Origin of the sequence: Synechococcus sp. R70.1 (assembly GCF_047461675.1) — a bacterium.
In the GTDB taxonomy this organism is placed as follows: domain Bacteria; phylum Cyanobacteriota; class Cyanobacteriia; order Thermostichales; family Thermostichaceae; genus Thermostichus.
In genome coordinates this window covers 1-18,835 of sequence record NZ_JANSHR010000030.1, presented here as the reverse complement: position 1 = coordinate 18,835, position 18,835 = coordinate 1, and the positions used below count along the sequence as shown (strand labels likewise).

The window sequence follows — 18,835 nt, the reverse complement described above, 5'->3', positions numbered from 1 at the left end:
GTTAGAGAGCTGGCCTTGTCCGCAGCATGGTTACCCTCAATCCCACCTATTCCCTGCCCAGGGCCGGATCCCGCGCCCAAGTGGGTCTCTGGCCCGGCGTTATCGAGCATTACCGGGAGTGGCTCCCCGTCAGTCCCAACACCCCCGTAGTGACGCTGCATGAGGGCAATACCCCTTTGATCCCCGCTCCCGCGCTGAGCCGACGGCTGGGGCGAGACTGCCAGGTTTACTTGAAGCTGGAAGGCCTCAATCCCACGGGTAGCTTCAAGGATCGGGGCATGACCCTGGCGGTGTCCAAAGCCAAAGAGGCGGGGGCAGAGGCCATCATCTGTGCCAGCACTGGCAATACCTCGGCAGCAGCCGCTGCCTATGCAGCCAAAGGGGGCTTGCGGGCCTACGTGCTGATCCCTGATGGCTATGTGGCCAAGGGCAAGCTGGCCCAAACCCTGATGTATGGGGCGGAGATCATTGCCATTCGGGGCAACTTTGACCAGGCACTGGCCATGGTGCGGCAACTGGCGGAAGCCTACCCGGTGGCACTGGTCAATTCTGTCAACCGCTTTCGGCTGGAGGGGCAGAAAACTGCCGCCTTTGAGGTGGTGGATGCCTTGGGAGATGCTCCCGATTGGCTCTGTATTCCGGTGGGCAACGCCGGCAACATCACCGCCTATTGGATGGGCTTTTGCCACTACTACCAGCGAGGCAAGGCCAGCCGTCGCCCACGGCTCTACGGCTTTGAGGCTGCTGGCGCCGCCCCCATCGTCCTCAACCGTGTCGTGGAGCACCCAGAAACGGTGGCCACGGCCATCCGCATTGGCAACCCTGCCAGTTGGGCGAAGGCCAAGGCGGCCGTCCAAGTCAGCGGTGGGCGGGTAGACAGTGTAACTGACGAGGAGATCTTGGCCGCCTATCATCTGTTGGCAAGAGAGGAAGGGATCTTCTGCGAGCCGGCCAGTGCCGCTGCAGTGGCGGGATTGCTGAAATGGCGGGATCAGGTGCCTGCCGGCGCCCAGGTGGTGTGCGTGCTCACCGGCAACGGCCTTAAGGATCCCGACACGGCCGCCCACCAGGGATCTGCTCCCATCCACGCGGGGGTTCTTCCCGACTTGGCTGCTGTGGCCCGCTTGATGGGCTTTTAGGGCTGCCGGATTCGGGTAGCGGGAGCATGACCTCCTCGCTCAACGTACTCCTAGGCAAATGAACTTGCTGCTGTTGCGAACGGGGACTACCAATACAGCGCCGAGGCCCGCTTGCGCTCTTCGGGCTGTACACCTTGGCTTGCAGCAGCCTGGCTTTGGTCAGCCTGCTGAACTAGCGGAAAGTGCCGCTCTAGCAAGGCAGGGACAGCTTGCGGAGAAACACCGCTGTAGCAAACTTTGTCGGGCAGGAACACCACGTTTGGGCCCCGCTGGCAATCTTTCAGACAGCCCACCCCCTGCACGCAAATTGAGCCGGAGTAGGCAGCTAAATGGAAGTCTAGGGCCTGAATAACCGCTCCGGCTCCACGCCGATAACAGTTGGATTTTTGGCAGACCAGCACCTTACCTTTAGCCTTTGGAGCACCTGGCTCAGGATCTGCCTCGGCCCCGGAAGCTATACACCCTGCCCTCTCCCCGAGCGGAACCACGCGGTAGAGCACCCATTTCTCCCGCTCCTTGAGCAGATCGACTTCCCGCTCCCCCGCAATCTGCACCCTATCCCCTGGCTTGAGGGTACGGTAGAGGGCGGAACGCAGCGGCTTGGGGATCTTGCCGACAAACACTTCTGCTTCGGCCTGCCAGCGCAAGTACTTGAGCTTGCCATCCTTGTCGGGAAGAAATCCCAGGAACTGGCCCTCTACCTCAAACGGGATCCTTTGCTTAGCAAACTTGCTCATCTTGTCCGCCAGCCTCTGCGTTGAGGCGCCAACAAGCCTCTAGGCTGTCCAACAACTCCTGCCGCCGCGCCGTGTATTGGCGGATCACGCTGCGCACCTGCACCACAGCCAAAGGCGAGTCCACCTGCACCTGCAAATAGCCCTCTCCCGTACAGGTTGCTGGGATCCCCAACTCCACCAGCCGTCGCCGAATGCGCCAGCGCTCCCCTAGCGGGATCTGCAAGCAATAGCCACTTCCATAGGACAGGGGGTTCATGGCCAGAAGCAAAGCCTCGGCAAATAAGTCTAAACGCAGCTAGGCAATAGTGATATAGGTTTTCAACAAGACGTTGCAAAAATGAGGTCTGCCTGCAAGCGGCAGGCCCCCTTGACCGGCAAGCCTGCTCTGGATCTGGGCTAGGCTCTGGCGTCCATCAAGCCAAACACTAGGCTGTCATTGGCCAGGAAGTGATTGAGGTGAAAGGCCCGATCCTCCGTCTTCAGCAAGATCTGCTCGTAGAGGTAGCGGGTGGCGCGATCCCCTAAGCTCTCCGCCTGAGCAGCCTGGCGCCGCAGCAGATCGATGATGGCCTGCTCCGCAGCCAGATCGTTCTTCAACATTTGCCGGGCCTCGAAAGCGCCATCGGGCTCAGGGGTAAAGCAGCAGAGCTTGGCCAAGCTGCTAAAGGTAGCCACTGGCACACCCCCCAAACCAGCAAGGCGCTCTCCCAGGTCGTGGACGTGTTCCCTCACCTGCTCGCAGTGATCCTTGAACAGTTGGTGTAGGGGGTAGAACTCAGTGCCCTCCACCACAAAGTGGTGCTTTTGGTATTGCAAGTACAGCCCTTGGAAGCTGGCCAGAAGGGCGTTCATCCCCTCGCAGATTGGCTGGGTGACCTCCGGGCCGAGCAGGACAGCATTGTTGCGGACGGTGTTGAAGGCCTGACGCAAGGTTGAGGTTTCAGACATAGGGCAGGGTTCTCCAAAGTGAGGATACAGCTATCTACCCAGACTACCCAACGGAGTTGATTGAGTCGACGCAGGGGTTTTTGGTGTTGACTTTTCCCCAGCATAGGGCAAACCAGTAGCTCTTGTGAATAGCTCTCAATAAAGCTTCTTGAACAAGCGCCAGGGGCGGAAACTGTGGGGGAGAGGATGGCACACTGGATTAGGGATCCCGTACCGACCCTCACTGGGGAAAGATCATGTCGCGGACGGAGGCGAGAATGCCCTCCTGGATTGAAAGACTTATTCACGTGACCCAGCGGGCTGTTGCGCGTGCTCGGGGGCAAGAGGGGAACCCAGAAGGTTGGGCCGGCTACCTGCTCCAAGAGAGCCTGCTAGAGGCGGAGGCCGAAATGGGCCATTGCAACGTCCTGGTGATTGGCAAAAGCGGGGTGGGCAAAAGCACTTTAGTTAACGCGGTGTTTAAAGACGAGCTGGCCCGCACTGGAGTTGGCAGCCCTGTTACCCGCCACATTCGCAAGTACTCGAAGCAGGGTTGCCCAATTACCATCTACGATACACCTGGCATGGAATTGGCGGGAGAACAAAATACCCAAATCCGTCTCGAGGTGGCCCAACTCATCGACGAGCTGCGCTTTAAGGATCCCAAACATCACATTCACATTGTTTGGTATTGCATCCACCACGAGCTAAAGCGGCTGGAGGAAACCGAGCGCGAGTGGCTAAGAGAGTTAGAACTCAAAGATGTGCCAGTCATCCTGGTCTTGACCCAATGTCTGGAATACCCAAATCCCGAAGAGAGCGAGTTTTTCCAGTACTTGCAGCGCCAAAATCTGCCCGTTCGCTACATCGTTCCTGTTTTGGCCCGGGACAAGGTCATTAACCGACACCTCACCATACCCGCCCATGGGCTGGAGCACCTGATTGGCTGTACGTCGGAGCTACTGCCGGAAGCCGCTCGCCTTGCTTTCATCCGGCAGCAGTTGTTGCGGGTAGATCTCAAAGCTGATGCTGCTTTTAAGTATGTGTCGGCCTATGTGGCTAGCGCAGCGTTCATCGGGGCCGCACCCCTTCCTTTTGCGGATGCCCCTCTACTGGTAGCGTCACAAGTGGGCATGATTGCCAATATTAGCTTTATCTTTGGCTACAAAGCTTCTCCTTCTTTTTACTACTCTCTGATAGCGAGTCTGGCGGGCATTGGGGGCGCAGTGGTCACTGGGCGGGCGATTGTCTCCAACTTGCTAAAGATGATTCCTGGCGCGGGATCCCTTGCAGGCGGCATTATCCAATCCACCACAGCAGCCACCCTCACCCTTTCCCTGGGCTTGGCTTACATTGAGCTGATGAAAGCCATTGCTCGCGCTGAAATTCGAGGGATCCAGCTCTCCCAAAAGGAAGTGCAGGAGATCTTTGTGCGCGAGTACCGACAATATGCGGCCTCTAGGCGCACTGCTCTAAAAGAGTGAGGGTCGCTCCTATTGGCTAGGCAGCGAACTGCAGCTGTAGATGGATTGGGACTCTGCTGCAGGCAAAGGGGGGGAGCTCTCCAGCCCAAAGGTGCCATTGACTAGGTACAAAGGGCGGCCCTTGACCTCTTCAAAAACGCGGCCCAAGTACTCTCCAATCACGCCTAGACTAATCAACTGGATCCCGCCCAAAAACAAGATCATCACCGCCAAAGAGGCGTAGCCAGGCACGTCGGATCCAAACAGCAAGGTACGGACGACGAGGAAAAGGCCATACAGCAGAGCGGCTAGCGAGATCCCCAGGCCCAGATAGCTCCACACCCGCAGCGGCCAGGAGCTAAAAGAGGTGATGCCTTCTATGGCTAGGTTCCACAGCCGCCAGTAATTCCACTGGCTTTTGCCGCGAAAACGGGGGGCGCGGTCGTAAAAAATGGCCACCTGGCGGTAGCCCACCCAGGCGAAGATCCCCTTCATGAAGCGGGTGCGCTCCCGCAGTTGCTTGATAGCTTCCACCACCTGCCGATCCAAGAGGCGAAAATCCCCCGTATTGCGCGGGATCGGCACCTGGCTCAGCTGCTCGATCACCCAGTAAAACCCGTTGGCCGTTAGGCGTTTTAGCCAGCTTTCCCCTTGGCGACTGCGGCGCACAGCGTAGACCACCTGGTACCCTTGCCGCCATAGCTGCAGCATCTGGGGGATCAGCTCGGGTGGGTCTTGCAGGTCAGCGTCGATGGGAACAACAGCCCTGCCGGAGGCATAATCCAGACCCGCCGTGAGGGCAATCTCCTTGCCAAAACAGCGGGAAAGGTTGACCACCTTGATGCGAGGATCGCGGCGATGGAAAGCAATGAGCTTTTCTAGGGTGTCGTCCTGGCTGCCGTCGTTGACACAGATAACCTCGTAGGGGATCCCCAGGGGATCCAAGGTGAGCTGCAAGCGCTCAAACAGGGACTCTAGGTTGTCTGCCTCATTTTTGCAGGGGATGACAACCGAGAGCTCAGGAGTAAGGGGAGACATCGGAAAAAAAGTAGGGATTCTTTCTCTAGCAACTCTTGTGTTGAGCGCTGGGCCAGGGGGGACTTTAAGCCACTGTTGCCGCTTTTGGCCTCCCACCTAATTGAGCCTTTGACCCGCCCACGAGATTGGCTCTTGCCATCGGCCTGGTAAGTAATCTAGGACAAGGATGAAAGCTTGTCCACCAAGATTTGTCGACAAACTCAACCCTTACTGGCTTGCCGACATCTCAGCCACAATCGAGCGCAGCTCGTCTTCGGAAAGGCGGTAGACCTTGTTGCAGAATTGGCAAACCACCTCCGCCCCCCCATCGGTTTGGATCATCTCCAGGAGCTCATCCCGCTCTAGCATGCGCAGCGCCCCCTTCACCCGCTCGGAACTGCAAGGGCAATGGAAGCGCACGGGAAGCACCTCTGGCGCTAGCTTGAGATCCAAGTCGCCTAGCCAAATTTCTAGCAGCTCCTGCAAAGCTTTGCCGCGGGCCAGTTGGGGGGTGAATTCCTCCACCTGGCTTAGCCGAGACTCTATCTCCGAGATCAAGTTGGCCGGCGCGCCTGGCAGGAGCTGCACCAGCACTCCACCAGCGGCACGGACTCGCTGGGAATCGAGGTTCACCCCCAGCAGAACCGCTGAGGGGATCTGCTCAGAGGAAGTGAGGTAGTAGCTGACGTCATCTCCCACTTCTCCTGAAACCAGCTCTACAGTGCTGGTGTAGGGCTGGCCGTAGCCTAAGTCCCGCACGACGTGCAAATAGCCGTAGCGCCCAACCGCCTGGCCCACATCCAACTTGCCCTCAGGGGTGAGGGGAAGTTCAATAGCCGGGTTGCTCACGTAGCCGCGCACTGTACCGTCCACGCCGGCATCGACGTGAATGCCACCAAGGGGGCCATTGCCCCTAATTTGCAGGCCAATCCGCGCTTGGGGTTCCTTCAGGTCAGCCGCCAGCAGTAGAGCTGCACTCATGGCTCGCCCCAGCGCCACTGTTGCTACATAGGAGAGCTGGTGCCGCTCCCGCGCTTCCTGGACTGCCTGAGTGGAAACAACGCTCACCACGCGAATGTTGTCTTCTGCCGCCGTACCTCGGATTAGGTAATCCGGAGGAGAGGGGGGAAGACTTTCAGAGATGGCTTTTGGGTTTTGCCATTGCTCTGAGCCGCAGGCGCCTTTCATCACAACCTCGATACTCCTCTCAGAAGCCAGCTTGCCGGGATCTCCTAGCGGCTTGGGCTTGCTGCAACTTCCTAAAATCAAAGCTAGCTTGCCCCATACCATCATAGGCAGCTTATCCCCAGGGCAAAGAGAGTTTGCAATTTTTCCCTCCCCTTACTAAGGTGTGCCATCCTGAGGATCCAGGCCAATCCAACACAACTCCTCGCCTTTTGGCCTTTTATGGTGGATCACCTCACCGCCCAACTCTTACAACATGCAGCCAAGCGCCGCTGGCAAGAACACGCCTACAGCCGATTTTTGCGGGACTGGCGCCGACAAGTGGTATTGCTGCGCCGCCAGCGTGCTGGAGAGTTTGGCCAACCGCTAGGGGATCCCTCCTGTGCCTTTAGCGCTCGCTCGGCATGGTTGCGCTGCGCGGTCAATCCCCAGGGGCCCTGTCAGGGCTGCCCCCACTACCTGCCTCTTATCCCTCCAGCGCCGGCCTCCCGCCACAGCGGCTCGGAGTAGCTGCAGGATAACCCCAGGGCGCGACAAGCGGCGTTTTCCGTGCTCTACACCGCTGGCGCAAGCAGAGGGGGGAGGATACGCCCAGGCCCATTTGTGCCAGAATAAAGGACGATAATTCCATCGGCAAAGGCGGGATTCATGGCCCTCTACCTTTCGGCAGAGCACCTCCACGCCATCCGCCAACACGGCGAACAGGCCTTCCCCTACGAGGGCTGCGGCATTTTAATTGGCGAGCTCAACGGATCTGACAAGCTCGTCCACGAGCTTTGGCCGGTGGCCAACAGCTGGGATCAGGCTGAAAACCCCTTGGCGGATGGGGAGTCCAGCCGCCGTCGTTTCTTGATCGAGCCAGCTGACTTCAAGCGAGCCAGCGACTATGCTCGTGGCAAGGGCCTAGGGATCCTAGGCACCTACCATTCCCATCCCAACCACCCTGCCCTCCCCTCCGAGTTCGACCGGCAGCATGCCTTCCCCTGGGGCTTTTCCTGCGTGATCGTCAGCGTGCGCGAGGGCAAGGCAGAAGAGGTGGCCAGCTGGGTTTTGGACGAGCAGGAACAACCGCAGCGGGAGCCCATCCAGGTTTGGGCGGAGGCATCCCCTGCCTTGCTCTAAGCCTCTCTTTGGCTGGGGAGCAAAGCGGTAGTCTGGACTGGAGAGTTGGCCAGAGGATCCCAGAGCCTCAAGTGTTCCCTCAAGATCGCTAGACTCTTTTCCCGAACCCCTATGGCAACCAAGATCTTGATCCCTGCCCCCTTGCGGCCTTACACCGACAACCTGGAAGCGGTCGAAATCGAAGGTAGCAGCGTTGGCGAGGTGATGCGCAACCTAGTTACCCGCTACAGTGAGCTCAAGCGGCACCTCTACACGGAGGATGGCAAGCTGCGCAACTTCGTCAACGTCTACCTCAATGACGAGGACGTGCGCAACTTGGCCCAGGGCGATGACACCCCTGTAGGCGAAGAGGCTGTCATTAGCATCGTCCCTGCCATTGCCGGAGGGTGGTGACCATGTTGAACCTAGACACCAGCCAAGTCACGCTCTCCCGCGAGGAGATGGAGCGATTTTCCCGCCATTTGATCCTGCCGGAGGTGGGCCTGGAAGGGCAGAAGCGGCTAAAGGCGGGCAAGGTGTTGTGCATTGGCACAGGCGGCCTTGGCTCGCCCCTGCTGCTTTACTTGGCCGCAGCCGGCGTGGGGCGGATTGGCATTGTTGACTTTGATGTGGTTGACGTGTCCAACCTGCAGCGGCAGGTCATCCACGGCACCTCCTGGGTGGGCAAGCCCAAGGTGGAATCGGCCAAAAACCGCATCCTGGAGATCAACCCCTACTGCCAGGTGGATGTCTACAACACCGCCCTGAAGGCTGACAATGCCCTAGAGCTGTTTGCCAACTACGACGTGATTGTCGATGGCACTGACAATTTCCCCACCCGCTACCTGGTCAACGATGCCTGTGTTTTAACGGGCAAGCCCAACGTCTACGGCTCCATCTTCCGTTTCGAGGGGCAGGCAACGGTTTTCAACTACGAGGGCGGTCCCAACTACCGCGACCTCTACCCCGAGCCACCCCCGCCAGGCTTGGTGCCCTCCTGTGCCGAGGGGGGGGTGTTGGGGATTCTCCCTGGCATCATCGGCCTCATCCAGGCAACTGAGACCGTGAAAATCCTGCTGGGCATCGGCACGACGCTAAGTGGGCGGCTGCTCCTTTACGATGCCCTGAAGATGAGCTTCCGCGAGCTAAAGCTGCGCAAGAATCCTGACACCCCGCCCATTACTCGGCTCATCGACTACGAGCAGTTCTGCGGCATCCCGCAAGCGCGGGCTGGAGAACAGGCAGAAATCCCCGAGATCACGGTAGACGAGCTGAAAGCATGGATGGATGCCGGCAAGGAGTTTGTGCTTGTCGATGTGCGCAATCCCAACGAGTGGGAGCTGGGCCGGATTCCGGGTGCCCACTTGATCCCGTTGCCCCAGATTGAAAACGGGGACGGAGTGGAGCAGGTGCGGCGGCTTCTCAACGGCTCAGAGCTAGTCGTCCACTGCAAAAGTGGGGTGCGCTCGGCCAAAGCCTTGAAGATCCTGAAGGCAGCCGGGATCGAGGGGAAAAACCTGCGCGGTGGTATCCTCGCCTGGGCTGAAGCCTACGATCCCTCCATTCCCAAATACTAGTAGTCCATAGCTCTGGCCCTCCCTGGTGGTCCGCCCTAGGATAGACTGGAGGGCTCTTTATTACCCCCATGAGCGCCATTTTGCCAGCGGAGACGGAAACCCTCTTCCACTCCATCCCCGAAGCCCTGGAAGACCTTAGGGGTGGCCGCATGGTCATCGTGGTCGATGACGAGAATCGGGAAAACGAAGGGGATCTCATCTGTGCTGCCCAGTTTGCCACGCCAGAGGTGATCAACTTCATGGCCACCCATGGGCGGGGTCTTATCTGTCTAGCCATGCAGGGATCCCGCCTCGACGAGCTGAAGATCCCGCTGATGGTGGGGCAGAACACTGACAGCAACCAGACTGCCTTTACGGTCAGCATCGATGCCGGGCCAGAGTTAGGGGTTTCCACGGGCATTTCCGCTGCCGATCGCGCTCGTACCATCCAGGCGGCCATCCATCCCCATACGCGGCCGGAAGACCTGCGCCGACCGGGGCATGTCTTTCCCTTGCGGGCAAGAGAAGGTGGGGTACTCAAGCGGGCCGGGCACACCGAAGCAGCGGTGGATTTGGCCTTATTGGCAGGGCTTTACCCGGCAGGCGTGCTCTGCGAGATCCAAAACCCGGATGGCTCCATGGCTCGCTTGCCCCAGTTGGTTGAGTTTGCTCGCAAGCACAATCTTAAGATCATCACCATTGCCCACCTCATCGAGTACCGGCTGCGCACGGAGCGGTTGGTCCATCGTGGGGCTACCGCCACCCTGCCGACGGAGTTTGGCCAGTTTCAGGTCTACAGCTACCGCGACACCCTCAACCAGGTAGAACACTTAGCACTCGTGAAAGGGGATCCGACCCAATTTGCCGCCGAGCCTGTCCTGGTGCGTGTGCAAGCGGAGTGCCCCCTGGGGGATGCATTGGGATCCCTGCGCTGCGACTGTCGTCGCCAACTGACTGCTGCCCTGAAGATGATCGACCACCAGGGCAAGGGGGTGCTGGTGTACCTGCGGCGCCCAGAGCTTAGCCTCATCGAGCAAATTCAGTCCTATGCCCGGCAGGATCTAGGTCTTGCCGAGACGGTGCCAGCAGGGGCAATGGACCTGCGCGATTACGGCATTGGCGCCCAGATTTTGCGGGATGTGGGGGTGCGAAAGATGCGTCTTATCAGCAACACCTCCCGCCACATCAGCGGCTTGAGGGGATTTGGCCTGGAAGTGGCCGAGCGCGTGCCCCTGCTGGTGGAAGAGTCGGATCTCAGTTTGCAGATGGAGCCCTCCTGCTCTCTTACCGGAAAGTTTGAACCGCAGCTCCACTCCGGTCTAGGACGGTAGGGCAGTGGAGGGTCGAGGGCCCTAGCCCAAAGACGGCGCAGGATCTGCTCTCGACGCCGGAAGCGCTAGAAGAGCTCCTTGCGGCAGCAGGTGCTGGGCCAGAACGGGGACTTCGGACTGCAGTCGCAAGAAGCGAACGAAGACAGGGATCGCTGGCCAGGAAAGCCGCGCCAGTACCCCTTGGGAACTGCTCCGGCAAACCTTAGGGGATCTCCTCTCCTAGCGGGAGTGGCGACGCTCCGGCTTCGTCTTGCTGCAGACCATTCAGAATCGTTACAGTAGTTTACGTTCCTTAGCAGAGCAGGTTTCCCCTATGGCCCTCCTTCAGCGGTTTCTCGGGCTGCTGACTTCTGTCCTGCGTCACGACAGCGTTGGCCCGCGCTGGTCTCAAGTGGCGTGGACCGTTTTGCGGGTGGTGGCAGGGCTATTCATGATTCACAACGGCCTTGACAAACTGGCAGATATCGAAGGATTTGCGACGGCTTATGTAGAAGTGATCGGGTTGCCCTTCCCGATCTTTTTTGCTTATGTAGCCGCCTATACCGAGCTGATTGCAGCCCCCATGGTGGCGCTGGGTTTGTTGACCCGCGGGGCAGCGTTGGGTTTGTTCGCCACGATGGCAGTGGCCATGTTCCATCACATTAAGGTGGCCGGCTTTAGCGTTCCCTATCTGGAGCTGTCGGCCATTTACGCAGCGATCTTCTTGGCCTTTGCGGTGAATGGGGGCGGCTGGTTCTCTGTGGATCAGCTTTTGGTGAACGCCATCGAATCGTGGCTAAACCGCGCTAGCCGAGAAAAGCTGGAGAGCTTGCAGTCTTCTTTGCAAGCGGCTACAGAGCAGGTTAGGGCAGCGGAGAAAGAAGCGGCCGAAGCCCCTCCGCCGCCTCCCTCCTGAGCTGGTCCCTTCCCTCAGGTCTGCGGGTGAGGGCTAAGCGCGACCGGCAGCCCGCTCCATCAGGCGTTGATGGGTGGAGCGCACAGGCTCTCCCGGCTTAGGCCGTCGCTGCACGTAGGTGCCGTCAGGACGCAGCTCCCAAGCCTGCCGGTTGTCTGTCAGGCAGATGTCCAGAATAACCTTCAGCTCCTGCTTCAACACCGGATCCTCCACGGGGGCAACCACCTCAACGCGGCGATCCAGGTTGCGGGTCATGTAGTCGGCGCTGCCAATGAAGTACTCCTCCTGGCCGTTGTTGTAGAAGTAAAAAATGCGGGAGTGCTCCAAAAAGCGCCCAATGATGCTGATGACGCGGATGCGCTCGCTCAAGCCTGGGATCCCTGGCCTTAGGCAGCACATGCCGCGCACAATGAGGTCAATCTCCACCCCTGCCTGGCTAGCCTCGTAGAGCAGCCGGATCATTTCCGGGTCGGTGAGGGAGTTGATCTTGACGATGATCCGCCCCTGACCCCCTGCCTGAGCGTGGCGCATCTCGCGGCGAATGAGAGCTTCCATCCCCTGGCGCAGCGTGCGGGGAGCTACCAGGAGCTTGCGGAAGTGCCGCTGCCGCGAGTAGCCAGTGAGCACGTTAAACAACTCGGTAACATCGTGGCAGAGCGTCTCGTTGCAGGTAAACAGGCCTAGGTCGGTGTAGATACGGGCAGTTTTGGGGTTGTAGTTGCCGGTGCCGATGTGGACGTAGCGGCGCAGGGATCCCTCCTCTTCTCGCACCACCAAAGCCAGTTTGCAGTGGATCTTCAGCCCCGGCAGGCCATAGGCCACGTGAACCCCGGCTTTTTCCAGCTTCTTGGCCCAGAGGATGTTGTTTTCTTCGTCAAATCGAGCCTTCAGCTCCACCAAAGCGGCCACCTGCTTGCCATTTTCAGCAGCTTGGATGAGGGATCCCACCACTGAGGAGTCCCCGGAGGTGCGGTAGAGGGTTTGCTTAATGGTGAGCACCTGGGGATCGTTGGCCGCTTCCTCCAAAAATCGCTCTACGCTGGCGGCAAAAGACTCGTAGGGGTGGTGCACCAGCAGATCCCCTTCCCGAATGACGGCAAAAATATCCACCGGCTCCTGGCTCACCGAAGCAGTGCGCAGGCGGGGCGGTGTGACGGGCCCCCAAGGCGGATCCTTCAAGTCGGGCCGGTCTAGGTTGAGGAACGCCATGAGCCCGCCCAGGTTCAGAAGGCCATCCACTTCGTACACCAAGTCGGCATCCAGGTGGAGTTCCTCACACAGCCGCTGGCGGATGGCAGGGGGCATCGACTTGGCAACCTCCATGCGCACCACCGAGCCGAAGCGGCGCTTGCGCAGCTCTTCCTGAATGGCGGCAAGCAGATCGTCGGCTTCGTCCTCCTGGATGGCCAGATCAGCGTCGCGGGTGATGCGGAAGGGATGGTACTCCAGCACCTCCATGCCCACAAACAGCGCCTCCAGGTGGTGGGCAATCACCTGCTCCAGCGGCACAAAGCTCACCCCATCCCGCAGGGGCACAAAGCGGGGCAGGGTGTTGGGCACTTTGACGCGGGCAAAATGCTCCTTGCCCGTTTCTGGATCCCGCACCACCACCGCCAGGTTAAGGCTGAGGTTGGAAATATAGGGGAAAGGATGGCCCGGATCCACCGCCAGGGGGGTGAGCAGGGGAAACAGGCGGCGATCGAAATACTCCCGCAGCTCCTGCCGCTCTGCCTCCGTCAGGTCGCTAAAGTTGCGGATGTGAATGCCTTGCTCTGCCAGCTTAGGCACCAGCTCTTGCCGAAAGCACTCGTGCAACTTTTGAATCAGGGGCCGTAGGTGCTGGGAAATCTGGCGCAATTGCTGCTGGGGGGTGAGGCCATCGGGGGTTGGCAGCAGCACGCCTGTTTCCAACTGGCGGCGGATCACTGCTACCCGCACCATAAAGAATTCGTCCAGGTTGCTCTCGAAAATAGCCAGAAACTTCAGCCGCTCCAGCAAGGGAGTGCGCTCGTCCAGGGCCTCGTGCAACACCCGGGCGTTGAACTCAATCCAACTGAGCTCGCGGTTAAAGTAATGCTCGGGCAGGGCATAGCCCTCTTTGATGGGGGCAGTCGGGATCCCACCCGGGTCAACCCCAACTTCTGCAGGGCAACTGCCTGGGCCAAGCTCAGAGGAAGGAGGGTTTCCTGGAGGCAACATCGTCATAAGGCGGGATTGGCGAGGGGGCAGCCGACCCCATCCTATCCTGCTGACTCTCCCTCAGGGGTTCTGCTCGCCCTGGACAAAGAAGAGGCATCCCCAACCGGCTGGGGCGGACGTTCCGGCAGCAGACCCTGTGGACGGGTGAGGAGAATAACCTGCAGGAGGAGCCCGATGAGCAGAATGCGCAAAGGACCAGCCCGCGTAGCCCACTGGGGCGGCAGACGATAGGTGAACAGTTCACTGGCCGACCACACCCCCCAAATGGCCAGCGCCCCCAGCAAAGCGCCACGGTTGTTGCCACTGCCCCCGGCAATCAACATCACCCAGACAATGAAGGTGGCAAACTCGGGCTGAAAGGCTTCCGGGCTGATGAAGTTGACAAAATGGGCATAGAGGGCCCCTGCCAACCCCATGAGCGTGGATCCCAGGACAAATGCCTGGAGACGAAACTGGAGGACATCTTTGCCCGCAGCTAGGGCTGCCGGCTCGTCCTCCCGAATGGCCCGCAGCACCCGTCCCCAAGGGGAGCGATAGGCCCGCTCGCTTAGCCAGTAAACGCCTGCCAAAACCAAGAGCACCAAGCCCAGGTACAGCAGCGTATCCTGCCCTGGGATCCAACCGCGAAAGGGCCGCGGGATGCGAGTGATACCGCGTACGCCGTTGGTTAGCCAGCCCTCGTTTTTCAGGATTTGGCTGATGATCTCGGCAATGCCAATGGTGGCGATGGCCAGGTAGTCAGAGCGCAGGTTTAGGGTAATCAAGCCAATCAAAAAAGCAATGGCTCCCGCCACTACCGCTGCCACCGCAAAGCCCACCCAAAAGGGCAGCGCAAAGCCCCCCAGATGTTCAGGGCTTGGCGGCGTCGTAACAATAGCGCTGGCGTAGGCCCCCAGGGCAAAAAAGGCCCCCACGCCAATGTTGAACATACCGGCGTAGCCCCACTGGATGTTGAGGCCCAGCGCCAGTACGCTGTAGATCCCGACCAAAATCAAGAAGAAAATGGCATAGCTCAGCATCAGGCTCGCCCCCCCACTAGCCCAGTAGGCCGGAAGATCAGCAGGAGGACCAGGATAGCAAAGGCCACCCCCGTCTTGTAGGCTGGGCTAATCACCAAGGTCGAGAACTCCTCCGCTAGGCCAATCACCAACCCCCCAGCAATGGCTCCGTAAGGACGACCAATGCCGCCGAGGATGGCGGCAGCGAAAACGGGCAGCAACAGCCGCCAGCCCATCGTAGGGTGCAGCCGGGTATCTAGGCCGAGGAAGATGCCCGCCAGACAGGCCAAAGCCGCCCCGAGGGTCCAGGTCCAGAGAATGATCTGCTCCGTATCGATGCCGGTCACCTTGGCCAAGTCAAAGTTGTCGGCCATGGCCCGCATGGCTTTCCCCACCCGCGTGTGCTGCAAGAACAGGTGCAGCGCCACCACCAGCAGCGCCGTTCCCGCCAAAATCACCACCCAGTCTGGCTTAATGCGCAGCCCACCCACCTCCCAGGGGATCTGGATGCCCTGGCGGTACACCTGGTTGTCGGGACCCCAGAGAATCTGCACCAGGCTGCGCAAAATCAGGGCCGTGCCAAAGGAGGAAATGAGCAAAATAACGGGGGCCTCCCGGCGCAGGCGACGATAGACCCATTGGTCGATCCCCACCGCACACACTGCCGTTGCCAAGGCTGCCGGGATCCAACTGACCCCCAAGGGCCAGCCCCAGCCGACAAAGGTCAGGGCAAAATAGGCCCCTAAGGTCATCAGATCCCCGTGGGCGAAGTTGGCAAAGCGCAAAATGCCAAAGGTCAGGGACACGCCAATGGCCCCCAGGGCGTAGATGCTGCCCAACACAAGGCCGTAAATGAACAGTTGCAACAGTTGCTCCACAGCTGTGCCGCAATCTCTTGCCTGATGATGCCACAGGCGGATCCCAGTAGGATAGCGCTAGGGTATGGGGAGGGCGCCCAAGAGAGATCCATGCAGCCTCATTCTCTTTGGAGGCTAGGGTGGCTTGTGGCTTTCGCTCTGCTGGGCCCTGCCTGTAGTGGGCCAGAGCTGACGGCAAGCAGGGATCCCACGCCTGCAGCCTCCCTTCCCACCCCCCAGTTACTCTACGAAGACATCACCCTTACCCAGGCCAAGCCCGACGGTGGTCTGCTCTGGCGCTTGAAGGCACGCCTAGCCAAGTACGAGCCGCCGCCGTCAGAGGCTACCCCCGTGCAGTTGGGATCCGCCCATTTGGAGGCCATCGAGGGAGAGTTTTTTGACGAAGACGACCGCGCCGTTCGCGTCCGGGCCAAGCAGGGATCCGCTTACCCCAGCCAACGGCGGCTGGAATTGAGGGGGCAAGTCGAGGTAGAGTCCGAGCGGGATAACCTGCGCCTACAGGCCCAGCGGCTGGAGTGGCTGCCGGCCCAGCGCTTGCTCAAGGCTGAAGGCGAGGTAAAAGTGGAGCTGTTGGAGGATCAGGGCTTCCTGCAGGGGGATCGCCTGCTGATGGACTTTGGCCAAGGTCAGATGCAGGTGGAGAACCTGGATCCCACGCAACCGATACGGGCAGAATATCGGGCTCCAGAGCTGGAGCTAGCTGCTAGGCGCTTCCTATGGCAGTTTGGCGCGGGGGAAGTGCAGGCGCTGGGAGCAGTAGAGGTGTATGCCCCCCAGCAAAGCGTGCGCCTTAGTGGCGAGGAGTTGCGGGCTCCCCTGCCTCTAACTGAGCTGCGCCTGGTGGGCAATGCGAAAGCCGAAACCGCCCGCGTCAGCGGGACAGCGTCCCTCGAGGCCCAGGAGATCCGGTGGCGCATCGGCTCCACCCAACTGCAGGCTCTGGGCCAGGTGCGCTACCGCCAGCCTAGTCAGGCTTTGACTGTGAGTGGCGACAGGGGCCTCCTCGACTGGCAGAGCAACACCATCCGGATCCAAGGCAACAGCCAAACCCATCTCACCCTGCCCTAAGGGCCAAAAGGCCGGCGGGAGCGTGTCAAGATAGTTTAAGAACCCTCTGGGGTGGGTTGTGGTGAGGTTTCCAGAAATGGCAGAGATCCTGAAGGGGGAGCGCCCCAATATCCTGTTGATTGTGCTCGATACCCAGCGGGCGGATCGTCTCTCTTGCTACTGGTCAGAGGAAGAGCGGGCCCGCCAAGTCCCCACCAGCCCCAACCTGGATCGGCTGGCTGCAGAATCCACTCTCTTCGAACGGGCCATTGCCCCTGCCCAGTGGACGATCCCCTCCCACGCCTCCCTGTTTACAGGGGAGTACCCCAGCACCCACCAGACCATTCAGGCAGACCTAGAGCTGAGTCCTACCCTACCCACCCTGGCGGAGCTGCTGAAGCTGGTTGGCTACACCACCGTCGGCTTCTGCAACAACCCCCTAGTCGGGATCTTGAAAAATGGCCTGCGGCGCGGCTTTGACACCTTCTACAACTACGGCGGGGCTCTGCCCACCCGCCCCCCTGAGGGCAACCCTCTGCCGCCTCCCCTCAACCGCTGGCTGGCCGCCTACACCCAGTTTTGGCGCCGCCTCTCCTACCCCGTGCAAAATGCCTTTGCTCGCTCCGACACCCTTTTTCAGTTGGCCCTGCACCCCTGGTTTGCCTCCCTCTGGACCTGCTTGATGAACTTTAAGGGCAACACCGCTGCCTCCATTGCCGACCTCAATCGCTACCTCCAGCAAATGGCCCGCCGCCCTGCGGGGGCGCCTCCTTTTTTTTGCTTTGTCAACCTAATGGAGACGCACCTGCCCTACTGGCCGCCAGAGCCTTTTGTGCAGAAATACGCCCCCTACTTTAAGAGCAGCCGAGAGGCCCGGGATTTCCTGCGCCAGTACAACGCTGAGCCCTACCGCTGGATGGCACCCCTACCGCAGCCGCTTTCTCCCCTGCAGGCGCGGGTGCTGCGGGACATCTACGATGCAGAAGTAGCCTACCAGGATCACCTGCTGGGATCTGTCTTTGCCACCTTGCGCCACACTGGCCTGGAGCAAAACACTCTGCTGGCCATCGTCGCCGATCACGGCGAAGGCTTAGGAGAGCACGATTTCGTCGGCCACGCCTTTGTGGTTTACGAAGAGCTCATCCGCGTGCCCCTGATCCTGCACTACCCCGGCCACTTTCCTGCAGGAAAGCGGGTGGCCACCCCCGTTTCCACCCGCCGCCTCTTCCACACTCTCCTGGAGGCTGCCGGCTTTGGCCCCAGCCTTTCTCTATCTCTAGCCGACGGCACCCCTCGGGTTAGCCTCCGGCTCCGCCGCGAAGTTGCCCGCCTTAGCCTAAGCCGTACCCTGGCTGGGGAGGATCCTGAGCAAGGCGTAGTGCTTAGCGAGGCCTTCCCGCCGCAGATTCTCTTGCGGGCCATGGAAAGCCGCAACGACAGCCTCTTGCAGGCCCGCGCCTGCTACGCCACCCGCCGCGCCCTCTACGAAGGAGGGATCAAACTCATCCAAACTGGGGAGAGCCCTAGCCTCTACAACCTAGAGCAGGATCCGGCGGAGCAGCGGGATCTGCTCTTGGCCGAGCCTGGGGATCCGGCGTTGGGATCTCTTTCTCCCCAAGCTTGGCTAATTCGCCTGCAACAAGGGCTAAGGCGGTGGCTGGAGTGGGCTGAATCGCGCCGCCCCAGCTTGGCTCCTCGCAAGGTGGATGTGGAAAGCGATGCAGACTTGCTGCGGCGGATGCAGGAGCTGGGCTACCTAGAGTAGAAGCTACTCCAGATCTCCTTCTTCCCCCCAGTGATCCTGGAGGTAGCTGTGGAGATCGTAGGCGTCAGTCTCCTCGAGGTCCGGCGCTGGCCAATCCTCGTTTTGCCCGCCGATGATGACGCGGGTAAGGCCAATGTACTCTAAGCTAAGGGTGCGCAGGGCATTGATCAACACGTCCAGCGCCATTGCGTCGGCAGTGCCCAGGTCAAACCAGCAGCGGGCCCAGTTGCCCTTCTCCTCGAGGGATCCCATGTTGTGCATGAGCGAGGTGACGGGAGGCAAGTCACTGGGGTACTCCAGGTAGCTGAGATCCGCCTCAGCCTCCTGAACCACCAAGCGCTCGGCGTTAAATCCTCCCAGCTTGCCCAGCACATACCACGATTCCAGCACTTCCCTGAGGTACTCCAGCTCTGCCGGCACGGGCGGCTCGGCAAACTCAAACCAAATCCAGAGGTTGCCTGGATCGCACTCCCGAAACTCCACTTGCATGGACGGTTTCTCTGCCAGAAGCCAACTTTCTATCGTGACATACTCCCGCTCCAAGCGCTCCGCGCCGCTAGCGCGAACACCCTGGCGAGTAGAGGGCGGGGCTTCCCG

General features: G+C 60.1%; 18 protein-coding genes and 1 pseudogene. 10 read left to right on the top strand and 9 right to left on the bottom strand.

Annotated elements, in window-relative coordinates:
• The first annotated feature begins 26 nt into the window (after window positions 1-26).
• Complete coding sequence (gene thrC / locus NW807_RS05140) at window positions 27-1,139, top strand: threonine synthase (protein ID WP_414425452.1); 1,113 nt, start codon at window positions 27-29, stop codon at window positions 1,137-1,139.
• Between the two features lie 86 nt (window positions 1,140-1,225).
• On the opposite strand, the gene NW807_RS05135 is transcribed toward thrC, so the two are convergent.
• The 3 genes from NW807_RS05135 to NW807_RS05125 all read right to left on the bottom strand — a co-directional run bounded on the left by NW807_RS05135 (window position 1,226) and on the right by NW807_RS05125 (window position 2,824).
• The gene (locus tag NW807_RS05135; RefSeq protein WP_414425451.1) at window positions 1,226-1,876 is read right to left on the bottom strand and encodes a (2Fe-2S) ferredoxin domain-containing protein; all 651 of its coding nucleotides are present in this window, start codon (window positions 1,874-1,876) and stop codon (window positions 1,226-1,228) included.
• Window positions 1,860-2,132 carry an Asr1405/Asl0597 family protein gene (locus NW807_RS05130; protein WP_414395469.1) on the bottom strand — a complete coding sequence of 91 codons (273 nt, stop codon included), beginning with the start codon at window positions 2,130-2,132 and terminating at the stop codon, window positions 1,860-1,862. The genes NW807_RS05135 and NW807_RS05130 overlap by 17 nt, the downstream gene beginning before the upstream one ends.
• 140 nt (window positions 2,133-2,272) lie before the next feature.
• Complete coding sequence (locus tag NW807_RS05125; RefSeq protein ID WP_414410795.1) at window positions 2,273-2,824, bottom strand: Dps family protein; 552 nt, start codon at window positions 2,822-2,824, stop codon at window positions 2,273-2,275.
• Window positions 2,825-3,060: 236 nt separating this feature from the next.
• Here NW807_RS05125 and NW807_RS05120 point away from each other — a divergent pair, with 236 nt between their 5' ends.
• Window positions 3,061-4,287: a YcjF family protein gene (locus tag NW807_RS05120; RefSeq protein WP_414395465.1), complete on the top strand. Its 1,227-nt coding sequence runs from the start codon at window positions 3,061-3,063 to the stop codon at window positions 4,285-4,287.
• Window positions 4,288-4,296: 9 nt separating this feature from the next.
• Here NW807_RS05120 and NW807_RS05115 read toward each other — a convergent pair whose 3' ends face one another.
• Both NW807_RS05115 and hslO read right to left on the bottom strand, forming a co-directional pair.
• Window positions 4,297-5,304 carry a glycosyltransferase family 2 protein gene (locus NW807_RS05115; protein ID WP_414425450.1) on the bottom strand — a complete coding sequence of 336 codons (1,008 nt, stop codon included), beginning with the start codon at window positions 5,302-5,304 and terminating at the stop codon, window positions 4,297-4,299.
• A gap of 207 nt (window positions 5,305-5,511) precedes the next feature.
• Window positions 5,512-6,471: an Hsp33 family molecular chaperone HslO gene (hslO, locus tag NW807_RS05110; RefSeq protein WP_414425464.1), complete on the bottom strand. Its 960-nt coding sequence runs from the start codon at window positions 6,469-6,471 to the stop codon at window positions 5,512-5,514.
• Window positions 6,472-6,690: 219 nt separating this feature from the next.
• Between hslO and NW807_RS05105 the strand changes: the two genes are divergently transcribed.
• From NW807_RS05105 to NW807_RS05080, 6 genes and pseudogenes are all read left to right on the top strand, one after another.
• Window positions 6,691-6,978, top strand: a complete 288-nt coding sequence (locus NW807_RS05105; RefSeq protein ID WP_414395459.1) for a DUF6464 family protein — start codon at window positions 6,691-6,693, stop codon at window positions 6,976-6,978.
• 138 nt (window positions 6,979-7,116) lie between these two features.
• The gene (locus tag NW807_RS05100; protein ID WP_414405130.1) at window positions 7,117-7,590 is read left to right on the top strand and encodes a M67 family metallopeptidase; all 474 of its coding nucleotides are present in this window, start codon (window positions 7,117-7,119) and stop codon (window positions 7,588-7,590) included.
• 111 nt (window positions 7,591-7,701) lie between these two features.
• Window positions 7,702-7,983 (top strand): MoaD/ThiS family protein, encoded by a 282-nt coding sequence (locus NW807_RS05095; protein ID WP_414395455.1) that lies wholly within the window; start codon window positions 7,702-7,704, stop codon window positions 7,981-7,983.
• A 2-nt stretch (window positions 7,984-7,985) separates the two neighbouring features.
• Window positions 7,986-9,146 (top strand): molybdopterin-synthase adenylyltransferase MoeB, encoded by a 1,161-nt coding sequence (gene moeB, locus NW807_RS05090; RefSeq protein ID WP_414405129.1) that lies wholly within the window; start codon window positions 7,986-7,988, stop codon window positions 9,144-9,146.
• Between the two features lie 68 nt (window positions 9,147-9,214).
• Window positions 9,215-10,378: pseudogene (ribB, locus tag NW807_RS05085) on the top strand (3,4-dihydroxy-2-butanone-4-phosphate synthase); the annotation flags it as partial.
• Window positions 10,379-10,769: 391 nt separating this feature from the next.
• A complete protein-coding gene (locus NW807_RS05080) occupies window positions 10,770-11,351 on the top strand; it encodes a DoxX family protein (protein WP_414425449.1) in 582 nt (193 codons plus the stop codon).
• Between the two features lie 33 nt (window positions 11,352-11,384).
• On the opposite strand, the gene NW807_RS05075 is transcribed toward NW807_RS05080, so the two are convergent.
• The 3 genes from NW807_RS05075 to NW807_RS05065 are packed head-to-tail and all read right to left on the bottom strand — an operon-like array spanning window position 11,385 to window position 15,414.
• Window positions 11,385-13,556, bottom strand: coding sequence for an RNA degradosome polyphosphate kinase (locus NW807_RS05075; RefSeq protein ID WP_414425448.1), 2,172 nt, complete (start codon window positions 13,554-13,556; stop codon window positions 11,385-11,387).
• 35 nt (window positions 13,557-13,591) lie between these two features.
• Window positions 13,592-14,569 (bottom strand): branched-chain amino acid ABC transporter permease, encoded by a 978-nt coding sequence (locus NW807_RS05070; protein WP_414425447.1) that lies wholly within the window; start codon window positions 14,567-14,569, stop codon window positions 13,592-13,594.
• Window positions 14,569-15,414 (bottom strand): branched-chain amino acid ABC transporter permease, encoded by an 846-nt coding sequence (locus NW807_RS05065; RefSeq protein WP_414405126.1) that lies wholly within the window; start codon window positions 15,412-15,414, stop codon window positions 14,569-14,571. Before NW807_RS05065 ends, NW807_RS05070 begins: the two co-directional genes overlap by 1 nt.
• 138 nt (window positions 15,415-15,552) lie before the next feature.
• Here NW807_RS05065 and lptC point away from each other — a divergent pair, with 138 nt between their 5' ends.
• Window positions 15,553-16,494 (top strand): LPS export ABC transporter periplasmic protein LptC, encoded by a 942-nt coding sequence (lptC, locus tag NW807_RS05060; RefSeq protein ID WP_414425446.1) that lies wholly within the window; start codon window positions 15,553-15,555, stop codon window positions 16,492-16,494.
• Window positions 16,495-16,570: 76 nt separating this feature from the next.
• Window positions 16,571-18,238 (top strand): sulfatase, encoded by a 1,668-nt coding sequence (locus tag NW807_RS05055; protein WP_414425445.1) that lies wholly within the window; start codon window positions 16,571-16,573, stop codon window positions 18,236-18,238.
• 3 nt (window positions 18,239-18,241) lie between these two features.
• Here the strand turns inward: NW807_RS05055 and NW807_RS05050 are convergent, their stop codons facing one another.
• Window positions 18,242-18,727 (bottom strand): DUF3531 family protein, encoded by a 486-nt coding sequence (locus tag NW807_RS05050; protein ID WP_414425463.1) that lies wholly within the window; start codon window positions 18,725-18,727, stop codon window positions 18,242-18,244.
• Window positions 18,728-18,835: the final 108 nt, after the last annotated feature.

What these genes read in the sequence shown, in the direction of transcription:
- NW807_RS05055 (WP_414425445.1), top strand. Translation starts at nt 16,571, where the DNA reads ATGGCAGAGATCCTGAAGGGGGAGCGCCCCAATATCCTGTTGATTGTG.
- NW807_RS05075 (WP_414425448.1), bottom strand. Translation starts at nt 13,556, where the DNA reads ATGACGATGTTGCCTCCAGGAAACCCTCCTTCCTCTGAGCTTGGCCCA.
- NW807_RS05125 (WP_414410795.1), bottom strand. Translation starts at nt 2,824, where the DNA reads ATGTCTGAAACCTCAACCTTGCGTCAGGCCTTCAACACCGTCCGCAAC.
- NW807_RS05135 (WP_414425451.1), bottom strand. Translation starts at nt 1,876, where the DNA reads ATGAGCAAGTTTGCTAAGCAAAGGATCCCGTTTGAGGTAGAGGGCCAG.
- NW807_RS05105 (WP_414395459.1), top strand. Translation starts at nt 6,691, where the DNA reads ATGGTGGATCACCTCACCGCCCAACTCTTACAACATGCAGCCAAGCGC.
- moeB (WP_414405129.1), top strand. Translation starts at nt 7,986, where the DNA reads ATGTTGAACCTAGACACCAGCCAAGTCACGCTCTCCCGCGAGGAGATG.
- hslO (WP_414425464.1), bottom strand. Translation starts at nt 6,471, where the DNA reads ATGAAAGGCGCCTGCGGCTCAGAGCAATGGCAAAACCCAAAAGCCATC.
- NW807_RS05050 (WP_414425463.1), bottom strand. Translation starts at nt 18,727, where the DNA reads ATGCAAGTGGAGTTTCGGGAGTGCGATCCAGGCAACCTCTGGATTTGG.
- NW807_RS05080 (WP_414425449.1), top strand. Translation starts at nt 10,770, where the DNA reads ATGGCCCTCCTTCAGCGGTTTCTCGGGCTGCTGACTTCTGTCCTGCGT.
- NW807_RS05115 (WP_414425450.1), bottom strand. Translation starts at nt 5,304, where the DNA reads ATGTCTCCCCTTACTCCTGAGCTCTCGGTTGTCATCCCCTGCAAAAAT.
- NW807_RS05070 (WP_414425447.1), bottom strand. Translation starts at nt 14,569, where the DNA reads ATGCTGAGCTATGCCATTTTCTTCTTGATTTTGGTCGGGATCTACAGC.
- thrC (WP_414425452.1), top strand. Translation starts at nt 27, where the DNA reads ATGGTTACCCTCAATCCCACCTATTCCCTGCCCAGGGCCGGATCCCGC.
- NW807_RS05120 (WP_414395465.1), top strand. Translation starts at nt 3,061, where the DNA reads ATGTCGCGGACGGAGGCGAGAATGCCCTCCTGGATTGAAAGACTTATT.
- NW807_RS05130 (WP_414395469.1), bottom strand. Translation starts at nt 2,132, where the DNA reads ATGAACCCCCTGTCCTATGGAAGTGGCTATTGCTTGCAGATCCCGCTA.
- NW807_RS05100 (WP_414405130.1), top strand. Translation starts at nt 7,117, where the DNA reads ATGGCCCTCTACCTTTCGGCAGAGCACCTCCACGCCATCCGCCAACAC.
- NW807_RS05095 (WP_414395455.1), top strand. Translation starts at nt 7,702, where the DNA reads ATGGCAACCAAGATCTTGATCCCTGCCCCCTTGCGGCCTTACACCGAC.